This is a genomic window from Bacillus sp. FSL K6-2861, from assembly GCF_038630725.1.
Taxonomy (GTDB): Bacteria; Bacillota; Bacilli; order Bacillales; family Bacillaceae; genus Bacillus; species Bacillus velezensis.
The window spans coordinates 1,750,561-1,762,185 of sequence record NZ_CP152037.1 but is presented as its reverse complement, the minus strand read 5'-3'; the positions used below and the strand labels follow the sequence as shown (position 1 = coordinate 1,762,185).

General features: G+C 43.0%; 10 protein-coding genes and 1 pseudogene. 2 read left to right on the top strand and 9 right to left on the bottom strand.

Annotated features, from left to right (window positions below; translation table 11 throughout):
• Nucleotides 1-40: 40 nt before the first annotated feature.
• The 5 genes from NYE62_RS08730 to NYE62_RS08710 form a co-directional block, all read right to left on the bottom strand.
• Nucleotides 41-289: an acyl carrier protein gene (locus tag NYE62_RS08730; RefSeq protein WP_163113594.1), complete on the bottom strand. Its 249-nt coding sequence runs from the start codon at nt 287-289 to the stop codon at nt 41-43.
• 65 nt (nt 290-354) lie between these two features.
• Nucleotides 355-2,595, bottom strand: a complete 2,241-nt coding sequence (gene fabD / locus NYE62_RS08725) for an ACP S-malonyltransferase (protein WP_342497369.1) — start codon at nt 2,593-2,595, stop codon at nt 355-357.
• Nucleotide 2,596: 1 nt separating this feature from the next.
• Nucleotides 2,597-3,571 (bottom strand): acyltransferase domain-containing protein, encoded by a 975-nt coding sequence (locus NYE62_RS08720; protein WP_012117590.1) that lies wholly within the window; start codon nt 3,569-3,571, stop codon nt 2,597-2,599.
• Nucleotides 3,572-3,707: 136 nt separating this feature from the next.
• On the bottom strand, nt 3,708-4,577 hold the full coding sequence (gene fabD, locus NYE62_RS08715; RefSeq protein ID WP_015417505.1) for an ACP S-malonyltransferase: 870 nt from the start codon (nt 4,575-4,577) through the stop codon (nt 3,708-3,710).
• Nucleotides 4,578-4,891: 314 nt separating this feature from the next.
• On the bottom strand, nt 4,892-5,569 hold the full coding sequence (locus NYE62_RS08710; protein WP_003154103.1) for an MBL fold metallo-hydrolase: 678 nt from the start codon (nt 5,567-5,569) through the stop codon (nt 4,892-4,894).
• A 740-nt stretch (nt 5,570-6,309) separates the two neighbouring features.
• Here NYE62_RS08710 and NYE62_RS08705 point away from each other — a divergent pair.
• Complete coding sequence (locus NYE62_RS08705) at nt 6,310-6,519, top strand: hypothetical protein (RefSeq protein ID WP_342497368.1); 210 nt, start codon at nt 6,310-6,312, stop codon at nt 6,517-6,519.
• Nucleotides 6,520-6,811: 292 nt separating this feature from the next.
• A complete protein-coding gene (locus NYE62_RS08700; RefSeq protein WP_094032446.1) occupies nt 6,812-7,627 on the top strand; it encodes a hypothetical protein in 816 nt (271 codons plus the stop codon).
• Between the two features lie 217 nt (nt 7,628-7,844).
• Here the strand turns inward: NYE62_RS08700 and NYE62_RS08695 are convergent, their stop codons facing one another.
• From NYE62_RS08695 to mutL, 4 genes and pseudogenes are all read right to left on the bottom strand, one after another.
• Nucleotides 7,845-8,210: an HNH endonuclease gene (locus tag NYE62_RS08695; protein WP_094032445.1), complete on the bottom strand. Its 366-nt coding sequence runs from the start codon at nt 8,208-8,210 to the stop codon at nt 7,845-7,847.
• Nucleotides 8,211-8,285: 75 nt separating this feature from the next.
• Nucleotides 8,286-8,924 (bottom strand): hypothetical protein, encoded by a 639-nt coding sequence (locus NYE62_RS08690; RefSeq protein ID WP_199022525.1) that lies wholly within the window; start codon nt 8,922-8,924, stop codon nt 8,286-8,288.
• A 459-nt stretch (nt 8,925-9,383) separates the two neighbouring features.
• Nucleotides 9,384-9,653: pseudogene (locus NYE62_RS08685) on the bottom strand (tyrosine-type recombinase/integrase); the annotation flags it as partial.
• A gap of 87 nt (nt 9,654-9,740) precedes the next feature.
• Complete coding sequence (mutL, locus tag NYE62_RS08680; RefSeq protein ID WP_342497367.1) at nt 9,741-11,615, bottom strand: DNA mismatch repair endonuclease MutL; 1,875 nt, start codon at nt 11,613-11,615, stop codon at nt 9,741-9,743.
• Between the last annotated feature and the right edge of the window lie 10 nt (nt 11,616-11,625).

Below are 11,625 nucleotides of genomic sequence, written 5' to 3'. Positions count from 1 at the left end.
CCAATATGAATTTTGAGTTTCCGATTTTTCCACCGTTTTATCAGACAGCCTGTACCTTTTCATAAAGCTTTGCTGCCAATTCGCCGATGTTTGATACTCCCGTCAGCTCAACACGCGGGATCTGCAGTGATAATTCTTCAAGCATCATCGTGATAATTTCGGCGCGGTCCACTGAATCCGCCCCCAGATCAACTAAACGGTCTTCCGGTGAAAGCTGTTCGCCTTCTAAATCAGGCAAAACCTCGTAGATTGTGTTCTGCAGCAATTCAAAGATTCTTTCTTTACTCATTGTCAGTTCCTCCCTGTTTCATCTTTTATGAATATTCCATGTTTTCAATCTATCATTTCGTCTTGTCAACACGTTTGCAAAAATGAACCTAACTTCTGATTCAAAAGCGAGGCCGTCTCTTCCATAAGCCGCATGCCGATACCATCGGCATGGCGGTTTTTCCAGGACTCCAGCTCCGTACCTTTCACCCATTGATTAAAGGCGCCTAATGCCGGGCCGCAATGAATCTGGAAGTCTACCTTGGCATCCGGGTCACCTTTAATCGCCGAAGCAGAACTTTGCCTGAAATACCATTTGAATATGAGCGCCATTTTCTGTTTCGGATTCCGTTCGGCTTTTGAAATGTCTTCATTCGAATAATGAACCTTCACTTTGTCATAAATACTGCTTACACTTGCCTTAAAATACTTCTCTTCTATTTGTCTGAGTGTCTTTTCATCAATTTCTTCAATTGAGCGGTGACGCTGATACAGTTCATGCAGCTTAGATGCGCGGGTCGGAAAGAACAGCCCTTTCTTTAATACCTGCACCTTGCTGCCTGATTCAAACATATCGCCGGCCGGCGCGTAGGCCGTGTCCTGTACATTCATCTGCTGCAGGAGGTCCTTTACGAGGCTGCTCGTCGCTGCCTCAACGGTGCATTGGTTAATAGATCCGGTCACAATAAAATCAGCGCCGAGCATAAATGCGGCCATGGCAGCCTCGGGCGTTCCGATTCCCCCTGCGGCTCCGATGCGGACGGTTTTGCCGTATCGGTATTTTTTCATCATGTCATCTCGTAAACGGATGATCGCCGGCATGAGACTGTAAGCAACTCCGCCGTCAGTGTGGCCGCCTGAATCAGCCTCTACGCAGATGTCATGCGCAACGGGTATTTCTCTCATCAGACTTGCTTCTTCAGCGGTAATTTTGTTTTCGGCTGCAAGTTTCTGCAGAATGTGATCAGGCGCCGGGCTGAGAAACGCTTCCGCTACTTCCGGACGGGACAGCTTGGCGATAATCCGCTGACGCGCTATTATTTGTCCGCCGGCACCGCGTTTTAACCCTTTAGCGCGAAACCTTACTAAAGCGGGAGTAACCGTTAAAAACGCTGATGCTTCCAAGTTCTGAATCCCATGCTTCAGTAAAAGATCAATCATTTTTTCTTCTGAATCTGTATGCTTCATGTTATGTACAACATTTATGCCGAAGGAACCGCCGTCACGAAGCTCATGCTGAATTGACAAAATGGCGTCCTCAACGTGCGCGATGTTCAAACCGCCCGTTCCGAAAAAGCCCATCATTCCTTTTTCAGCCAGTTTGACAACCATTTCCTTCGAAGAAATTCCGCGGTACATGCCGCCGGCCAAGTAGGCGTATTTCAATTGATAATCGCGCTTAAACTCTTCATTTCCTAAAGACGCCGCCGTAATTGAGCTTTTTCCAGCCTCAGCCGGGACTTTAATTTCATCTGTTATCGGCTCCGCTTCAGCCGTAATTCTTTGTATCAGCCCCGTCAGCACTTTTCCGGGACCGATTTCCTCAAAGCTCATGTTCTTTCTTCCCATTAAGAAACGGATGCTGTCTGTCCAGTTCACCGATCCCGTTATTTGTCCGGTGAGTGTCTCTTTCAGCTCTCTCTGCTCATAGGGTCTTGCCGTCACATTTGAAATGACCGGGATGGACAGCGGCTTAAAATGGAAAGATTTAATTAACCGTGAAAACTCTTCCTTCGCTTCCAGCATGTATCTGGAATGAAAGGCGCCGCTGACATTTAAGCGGTGAACCATTTTTACGCCGTTTACGGCTTCAAAAACGGATGCTGCTTTTTCAATATCTTCTTTATATCCGGAAATGACAATTTGCTGCGGTGTGTTCATGTTGGCGATATCAATCATATCCAAGTGATTTTCTCTTAAAACATCCGTCACCTGCTCATGAGTCAGGCCGATCACCGCTGCCATGCCGCCTCCTTTTGCGCGGCTCATCAGTTCGCCCCTTTTTTTGACCAGCTGTAAGCCTTCTTCAAAATCAAAGGCGCCCGAAGCGTATAACGCGTTATATTCGCCCAAACTGTGTCCGGCGGTAAAATCCGGTTTCAAGCCGGTTTCTTCTGTTTTTTTCAAATAACTGAGGGCATTGACGACATAGAGCGCCGGCTGAGTGAATTGAGTCTGATTGAGACGTTCTCCGTCCCGGCACAGCTCCTGAATGGAATATCCGAGAATGTGATCGGCCTTTGCGGTTAATTCAGGATAGCGGCCGAACAGGTCCTCCCCCATCCCTATTCTTTGCGAGCCTTGGCCTGGAAAAACAAAGCTGATCATCTTACAGTCTCCTTCCGGGCGGTGATAAAATGCTGTCTTCTATTTGCTGCAAATGTGTTTGTTCTTTATGAAACGGCGTCATAATGGCACGGATGCGTTCAGCCGATCCTGCGGGAAGAATCTGTTTGGCAAATGCGGCCAATGTTCCGGAAGGCCCGGCATCGATATACAATCCTTTTTGGCGGCTGTCTGCGAATTGAAGCGCTTCGCGGAATCGAATCGGCTTTCTTACGATATCCCAGAAAAAGTCCGCTTGTATATCGGTCTCAGCCTCTCCGGTCGCACTGGAGATGTACGGTATAAACGGAGTCCGGATTGATTTCTGAGCTAAAAAGCGCTTGTACGGCTGTTCCGCCTGATCAACCAGCGCTGAGTGAAACCCGTAAGATACCGGCAATAGCTGATGAGGAATCTGCTTTTCTCTCAGATCGTCCATGATCTTTTTGATATGTTCCCGCTCTCCCGAGATGACAAAGTGAGAATGATAGTTTACAGATGCCAATTCACTATGTTCGCCGAGCAGCGGATCATCTTGATATAAAGCCGGATCACCCAGTATCGCAAGCATGCTGCCGTTACGGCAAGTTTCCGTAACGATTCGGGCCTGTTCCAGCACGCAATCTAAAGCATCCTCGGCGCTCAGCACGCCCGACACAGCGGCCGCTGCATACTCTCCGAGGCTTGCTCCGATCACATAATCGGGACGTATGCCTCTTTGCTCCAAAGCATATGCAAGTGCGTACTCAGCCATAAAAATGGCAGGATGGCTGAAAAGAAGGCGGTCAAATGGATCAGACAGACGATTGCCTGTATGATACATCTCTTTAAGGACAGAGTAACCGAAACGGCTGACTGCAAAATCGTCCAAGTCAAGCATTTTCTGCCGAAAAGCGGCGTTATGTGCAAACAGCTCTTTCCCCATTTGATAGTATTGGGAACCCTGTCCAGAAAACATGAAAACAATTGGCTGGTTCATTTGTTCTCCTTTTTGCTCTTTATTTTTTCAAAATATTGATTTGTGAGTTTTTCGTGATGTCGTGTGCAGGTGAAGTGGTCGTGATGCTGTATGGCTGGCACTATTGTGTGAGATAAGAATTTTGACTTGCGTTCCGCTACATGGCGGGTGAAGCTTCAGTTTCTTTTTTGATGCGGTGAATAAGTCCTGTCAGCACATGGCCCGGGCCGACTTCTTCAAATTCCATCCGCCCTTTGTCCAGCAGATAGCGGATGCTGTCGTTCCATCGCACTGAATGGTCGATCTGATCGGCCAGAACGGAGTGGATTCCGTCTTGCTCATAAGGTCTGGCATGCACATTAGAAATGACAGGAATTGATATAGCAGAAAAATGAAATGACTGTAAAAATTTTTCGAACTCTTGTTTTGCTTCACTCATATACCTCGAGTGAAAAGCGCCGCTTACGTTTAACGGATGAAACATCGTAACGTCTTTTAATCCTTCGAATACGCTTTTGGCTCTTTCAATGTCTTCTTTGCGTCCGGATATGACAACTTGGTGAGGAGAATTCATATTGGCAATATCAATCGTATGTAATCCGTGCGTTTGAAGGGCGTCTGACACTTGAGCTGCAGTTAACCCCATAACAGCGGCCATTTTTCCGTCAGTGGCCATACTCATTAATTCGCCTCTTTTACGGACAAGCTGCAGGCCGGTAATAAAATCAAACGCACCTGCTGCAAACAGCGCATTATATTCTCCCAAACTGTGGCCGGCCACATAATCCGGCTTTATGTCATTGTCTTGGATTTTTTTCAAATAGCTTAACGCGTTTACAACATATAAAGCAGGCTGGGTGAACTGCGTCTTGTGAAGGTTGGAATACGGATTCTCAAGACAAAGCCGTTTCATGGAATATCCGAGTGTTTCATCAGCCTGCTCCGTTAAGTCTTTAAATTCATCAAACAATGAGCTCCCCATTCCCTGCTTTTGAGAACCTTGTCCGGGGAATAAGTATGTGATCATTTTCTCAGCCATCCTTTCTCGGATTCAGATAAGAAGCATGTTCAAGTTGATAGTAACTTCACAAAAATACCATGTCAAGTTAATTTATCCTATGCGAACTCCTGAATAATGCCTATTTTTCCCTGTCGAAAGGCGGGCTCAGGGCTTTCGGAACAGGCGTAAGCAGAATGTCCCATCCGGCCTGCCCGGCGTTCTCTTCCGCAAACTCCCGTTACTCAGCCATTCATCACCAGAAATCTAGTAATAACTACCATTCCATTTCAAAACTTCTTTGCCTCAAAAGAAAAGCTAGTTACAAAGAACTAAATCACACATTACTTAAAATGAAACAGCCCTTTTTGATTTTTTCTGTTGCGGAAATTCACAAAATGTTCTTTTTTTTCAATCTGAAAGTAAATATTGTTTTTCAAAAGACTCTCCATTTTTTGACCCGGCTTCTCCCCGAAGGAGTGCCCCGGATACACACGCACATGCGGCGGAATGGAGGCTTTGATCCTCTGTATACTGTGAAACATATCTTCAGCTGAGCTGCCCCTGTCCTCACATATACCACACCCTTCTGTAAACACGGTGTCACCGGTAAAAAGATGATCAGATAGCAAATAGCACATTCCCCCGGCCGTATGTCCCGGGGTCAGTATACTTCTGATGATAAACCCTCCGGCCGCAAAGGTTTGGCCGTCTTCAAGCGCTATTAAGTTTCTGCACCGGAATTGATAGAAATCGATTTCCGCCGACGACATGTATATATCAGAATGATAGATTTGCTGAAGCGGCTCCGCCAAGTTTACATGGTCATAATGCGAATGTGTTAATAAAATAGCTGATAAATCAACATCCAATTCATGCAGTTTATCGGTTATTTTATCGATTTCCCAGGACGGGTCCACCGCTATCGCAGATTTTTTTGAGCGGTCTGCGATAATATAGCAATAGTTGGACCACATCTGGTGATAAGTTTTGATTTGATGCACTTCATATGTATGATCCATTGTCACCATTCCCATTTAAAAGATCCGGGCAGACTGCTGCCGCCGCCCAGCCGACTGTAACCACTTTACCAGATGACACCACGTTTTTCCATGGATTTTCCGGTAAAGATAAAAAACTGTTCAAATCAACCAAAAGAACCAGCCGAAGTTTTTAAAATTTGTTATCGTAATATATAAGGAAATAAGAATATTCATTTACATGAATACTTTAGGAGATTTTATTCAGAAAATGAAGAAGGTATAATTTTCGAATAAAAAGAAAGAAAAACAAATCGAGTTTTTATTTTGAAAAGAATTGTCGAAGTAGCCTGAGAGGATACTCAGTCTTTAAATGACTCTCAATCTTGATTCTTATTTCAATTCTTTTCTTCAAGCTAAACTAAAACCATACGGCGGCTTCCCCAAAATATATCAGAATACCTTAGCTCCTTACACCGAATAACAATGTTATGCTTATGAGTTGGCACTAACACACAATTCGAATTAGAAAAAATACGACGTAATTCACACAAAAGATGTTGTTTCTTCACTTTCTTTTGCCAGAATACAGTCCAAAACTTGGAACAGCCGGAGCATTCTCTCCTGAGTATTCTTTTATGCTAGAGATAAAGCATCTTCTGGACCAAACGGCACGTACGCCGCTTGGCGGATTACTTAACCCCTTATGTTTTCCCTTTAAACGGGACTATTGTTGGTGATTATCAAATTTAACCTGTGTTAAGCTTAGACGGGAGGTAATTATGGAAAATAAAAGAAACGCTGAACCGAGCCCAAAAGCTATAAGAATTCTAACTTGCATCATTCCTATAGTTTTAATAGGGCTTATCCTTGTTCTTAAGAATATTAATACCGCAGCAGCAGAAATTTCATTTTATATTGTTGCTGTCGGTGTGGTTCTCTTAGTGGTTTTCAGTTTAATCAAAAACAGAAAAAAACGCAGGAAGAACTAAATGTAAGGGGGGCTAATTACTAGTCCCCTTTGACTTGCACATTGTCAACTCTCCAAATTCCAATTTTATTCAAATTCTTCCCCCATCTCTTCCCATGAGAATCATCTTGCTCTTTAAGAGATTTTTCACAAGTAATATTCAATGAAAAATTCGGGACCATACAAAAAGACCCCTTGCTTTTTTTATTGTGCTTCCAGGTTCATCTTCAGTGACAGCAAACTCTTGCAAGTATGGAAATCCTTCCTCTTTTGTTTTAAAATGTTTATGTTCGCAGATAGGAGAGGAGATCATTATGGCTTTATTTATTGCATTGTTTGGTGGTTTCATGGTTATAGGGGCATTTATTGGGGTAATATTGCTGGTTCCGGGAAAAACAAGAAGAACTGGACTTCGGCTGTCTCTTACATGTATCGTTATATTACTTTCAATAGGGTTCATTAATAAGCATTTTCTTAAATATGAAGATGAACCTATTGCGACCATTACGCCAGGCGAATATAAAAAAATAAGAGAAGATATGACTTATGATGAAGTCAAAAAAATTGTTGGCGGGAAAGCGAAATCTGAATATAAAATTAATAAATATTCATCACCAGATTATGATTTTGATGGAGAGGACGGCTTGGAAAATGATGCAACGGTATCTCTTCATTTTGTTGATGATAAGTTAAGTGTTAAAAGTGAATATGGGTTAATTACTAAAAGTGATCAATCAGAATTAGATGACTCACCGTATGTGGATGTAACGGAAAACCCCGAAAATAAAATTAAAGAATTAGTAAATGAACACCTACATAACGTTTCTGTCGAAGATATTGAAGTCAATCAGGATCTTGGAACTAAAGAAAACGGTCAAAACATTGCACTGGTTCACTTGTCCTTTGATTTAAAAAATTCATTAGCAAGAACTAAGAAAATGATTGAATTATATAGTGATGATTTAGCTGCTCGCACAGCAATAGAAGACAAAAGCGTTAGTGAAATCTCTGTATTTTGGAAAGCTCCATACATAGACGAAAACGAAACCCTAGCAAAAGTCTCTTACAAAAGATCCGGTGAAAAGATGAAGGTCAGTGCGAGAAACTATTCTCAACCTTTAAGTTATTAATCAATTTAAATGAAAAAAGCCCTCTCATTAAGGGAGGATTTCATTCCTTCGTGTTACGATGAAATCAACAACAAAACCAGTCGTACCAAGCCCTCTCGGCAAATTTGCTGAGGGGGCTTTCTGCTGTTTCCGGAACTTTGAAAAGCGGTGTTTGTTTGCAGAAGGGGGATCGCCGTTCTCCGTTCGTTTCCCTTTCAAAGATTTGTTAGCGGGAGGGTCACTTGCCCTTGCTGCCGTGAGCCTTGTTGTGACAGGCGTTACACAAGCTTTCAAGGTTCTTTATGTCTAATCGTTTTGACCAATCTTGCTTTACTTCCACAATATGATGCACCATATCAGCCGGAGTGAAGCAGTGATCTTTCAAACAATGCTGACAGAGATAATTGCCTCTTATCAAAGCAAGTTGTCTTGTTCTTTTCCATGCAGTTGATTTGTAAAAACTTGTTGTTGTTTTGTTTCTTGAATTTTTGTTGTAATGTTTTGTTTCTTCTTGTTGTTGTGTCTTGTGTGCTTCACAGTACCTATCCCGGTTAAAGAGCACGGCAACCACGGAAGCGCATTCCTTTAGTGGCTTTGGCGTCAAGCTATTTCACCTCCGTTCATAATTCACAAAATAAAAACGCCCTTTTAAAAAGGCGCATAACAATATATCCTATAGTTACTCAATTTCAAGCTTTCCATTTATTCTTTTAACACATATTATTTTTGGAAATGTATAAGGACTATCAAATTTATCCAACTTTTTTATTCTTTTATAATTATTTTTACAGCTAAGGACAGGGAATACCACATCAATAATTTCTTTTTGTTCTTTCGAAACTTTAACCGAACCTACTAATACTATTTTCTTACTAGTAATACCTAAACTCAACTTACCTATTTCTTTTTTCTTGTGATAAATTTTAATGTCTTGCAGAATGGAAAGAAGGCATAGCAAAAAGTCATTAATAATATCTATGTTTAATTCCTCTAAATTGAATTTTTTAAAAACAGAATTCAAACCATTTTTTATTTCTTTGAAAGTAAACACTTCTTCAACTTTAATTTTCATCTGTTTTTCAACGGAATTATTATATATTTTATTAAATTTATCTTTTAATTCTTCCAAATACTCTTTTATATATCCTCTACTTTTATCTCTATGAGCTATAAAATCTGCAAGTTCGTTTATACTTCTATTATCAGGGCAATGTCGCCTTATTAAAATTAAAAAAGCATAAACATCATATTCTTCAAATGTGGAATTCCTAAACTTTTCGTAATAGTAATAAAATAATTGTTTTTCTTTTGAATCCATAAATTATGTATCCACCTCTATACCACGCAGAGTATTTTTTATTCTTATTCATTTCAATAGCTCTTACTTCACAGACATTCTTGTTTGGAATTGTAGGAATGGCCCTATCTGTTTATTACCTATTACCATAATACCTTATCTAAAACAAAATGGTGTGCAGTTATCGTGCCATCTTTCTGCCAAAATCTTTTTAGTACATTCCTTTTTGCTCTGCCACAGTCATGCCGCTCACCTCCTGTAACACGATGATACCACAAAAAACACCCAAATTTTCCATTTATCCACAAAATCCACGAATTACCCATATGTTATATACTGTGCAACTGCCCGAAGTACCGTCAGCCCTTTCCACCCTTGTTTTCAAGCGATATCCCTAAAATGAATTCCACGTTTGCTTTTTGAAGGGAATCAATAAAAATATGCAGAAAAAAGACTCATCTTGTTATGAGATGAGCCTGTTTATATCTTGAATTTCTTCATGGCGTTGTTCATGGCATCCTGATTGATTCCAATGTATCGAAGGGTTGTCCGCTGGTCCGAGTGATTAAAAATCTCCTGCAGCATGGCAACATCTTTTGTTTGCTTGTAAAAATGGTACCCGAATGTTTTCCTCAGCATGTGCGTGCCTATATCATCCAAACCGACATGCTCAGCGGCAACCCTTAAAATTTTAAAGGCCATCGACCGGGAAATAGGCTTGTTGATCCTTTTGCGGCCGAAAAGATATTCAGCATTAACCGGTTTGATGAATACCTAAACAGCTAAAATCCGTGGGCAAAATGTGGGCACGAAGGGTACAACCCACACAGAACCCTGCTACATCACACGCTTAAACATCTTCTCCATCTCATACGTACTGTGGTGAATTATAATCGGCCTGCCGTGCGGGCATGTGAACGGGTCTGTCGTTCGGCGCAGGTCGTCCAAGAGCGCTTTGATTTCATCGTTTCGCAAATGGCGGTTCGCTTTGATTGAGCCTTTGCAGCTCATCATAATGGCCGCTTCCTCCCGCAGTTTTTTAATATCGATCTGTTTGGCGTCAAGCACCTGCTGAATGATTTCTTCAATCAGTTCAGCTTCTTCCCCTTTTGGAAACCAGGCCGGATGGCAGCGAACGATGTAGCTGTTCGTGCCGAATGCTTCTAAAAATACTCCGACGCTTTCAAGCTCATGCTGATGCTGGTCAATGATCAGCGCTTCATTTGCCGCATAATGAAAGGTGAGCGGCACGATCATATCCTGCACTTCAGGCTCGACCTGCCCGACTTTCTCCCGGAAATATTCGTATTTAATCCGTTCTTGGGCCGCATGCTGGTCAATGATATACAAGCCGTTTTCGTTTTGGGCTAAAATATATGTCCCGTGCATTTGGCCGATCGGATACATCACCGGAACTCTTTCTTCACGTATTTCTTCAGAGACAGCTTCCGGTTCCGGAGTATCGGAAACAGGCGCTTCCGTTTCGGGCATGCCGATCTCCGGCGGCACATCGTGATCCGCTTCATTCGGGAGGATCTCTTCTTCTATTATTACCGGCTCAGGCTCTTTTACGACCGAACTCAGCTTCATTGGTGAGTAAGACGGCTCCGGCGTTTTTTCAGGAAGTTTCCGCTCAGGCGCGCTTTCCTCGAATGTCATAAATTGCTGTTCGTTTTTGGCCGGTGCCGGCGCGGATTTTTTCGGGAGCTGGGCGCTCGGAATAAGCCGCTGCTTTTGAAACACTTCCTTTATCCCGTCACGGATCAGCTCATGCAGCTCCGTCTCTTTGCTGAGGCGGACTTCAAGCTTCGAGGGATGGACATTGACATCGACCAAAATCGGGTCCATCGTAATTTCGATAAACGTAATCGGATGGCGGCCGATCGGCAGTAGTGTGTGATAGCCCTCATGCACCGCTTTTACAAGCGGGAAATTCTTAATGTATCTTCCGTTAATGACAGATGACATGTAGTTTCTGGATGCACGCGTGATTTCCGGAAGCGCAATGTAGCCCTTGACTTCAAAATCAAGCGAGCTGACATGGAGCGGTATCATTTTTTTCGCAACCGCCGTCCCGTAAATTGCGGCCAGCACATGGCGCACATCCCCGTTACCGTTTGTCTGCAGCAGATTTTTCCCCTGATGGCGGAGACGGATCGATACTTCCGGATGCGCAAGAGCGATCCGGTTGACAACATCCGTAATATTGCCGAGCTCCGTATGCACGGTTTTCATATATTTCAATCTGGCGGGTGTATTGAAAAACAGGTTGGTAACGATAATTTCCGTTCCTTTTCTGCTGGAGGATTTCTGCTCAGAAATGATATTCCCGCCCTGAAGAATGAGATGGGCTCCCGCTCCCTCGCCGATACTCGTTTTGATTTCCAGATGAGAAACAGACGCGATACTTGGCAAAGCTTCTCCGCGGAAACCGAGTGTTCTCACCCGGAACAGGTCGTTTTCATCTTTGATTTTACTGGTCGCGTGGCGGCGGAAAGCCCGCTTGCAATCATCGGTTTCCATCCCTTCGCCGTTATCGAGCACCCGAATCGACGAAAGCCCCGCTTCCTCTATGTCGATTTCAATGACTGTGCTGTTTGCGTCGATGGCGTTTTCCACCAATTCTTTAACGACTGAGGCAGGCCGTTCGACCACCTCGCCGGCCGCTATTTTATTTGAGAGTTCATCTGAGAGCTGGATGACTTTTGCCAAGTCCGTCACC

What these genes read in the sequence shown, in the direction of transcription:
- NYE62_RS08690 (WP_199022525.1), bottom strand. Translation starts at nt 8,924, where the DNA reads ATGGATTCAAAAGAAAAACAATTATTTTATTACTATTACGAAAAGTTT.
- fabD (WP_015417505.1), bottom strand. Translation starts at nt 4,577, where the DNA reads ATGATCACATACTTATTCCCCGGACAAGGTTCTCAAAAGCAGGGAATG.
- fabD (WP_342497369.1), bottom strand. Translation starts at nt 2,595, where the DNA reads ATGATCAGCTTTGTTTTTCCAGGCCAAGGCTCGCAAAGAATAGGGATG.
- NYE62_RS08710 (WP_003154103.1), bottom strand. Translation starts at nt 5,569, where the DNA reads ATGGATCATACATATGAAGTGCATCAAATCAAAACTTATCACCAGATG.
- NYE62_RS08720 (WP_012117590.1), bottom strand. Translation starts at nt 3,571, where the DNA reads ATGAACCAGCCAATTGTTTTCATGTTTTCTGGACAGGGTTCCCAATAC.
- NYE62_RS08705 (WP_342497368.1), top strand. Translation starts at nt 6,310, where the DNA reads ATGGAAAATAAAAGAAACGCTGAACCGAGCCCAAAAGCTATAAGAATT.
- NYE62_RS08730 (WP_163113594.1), bottom strand. Translation starts at nt 289, where the DNA reads ATGAGTAAAGAAAGAATCTTTGAATTGCTGCAGAACACAATCTACGAG.
- NYE62_RS08700 (WP_094032446.1), top strand. Translation starts at nt 6,812, where the DNA reads ATGGCTTTATTTATTGCATTGTTTGGTGGTTTCATGGTTATAGGGGCA.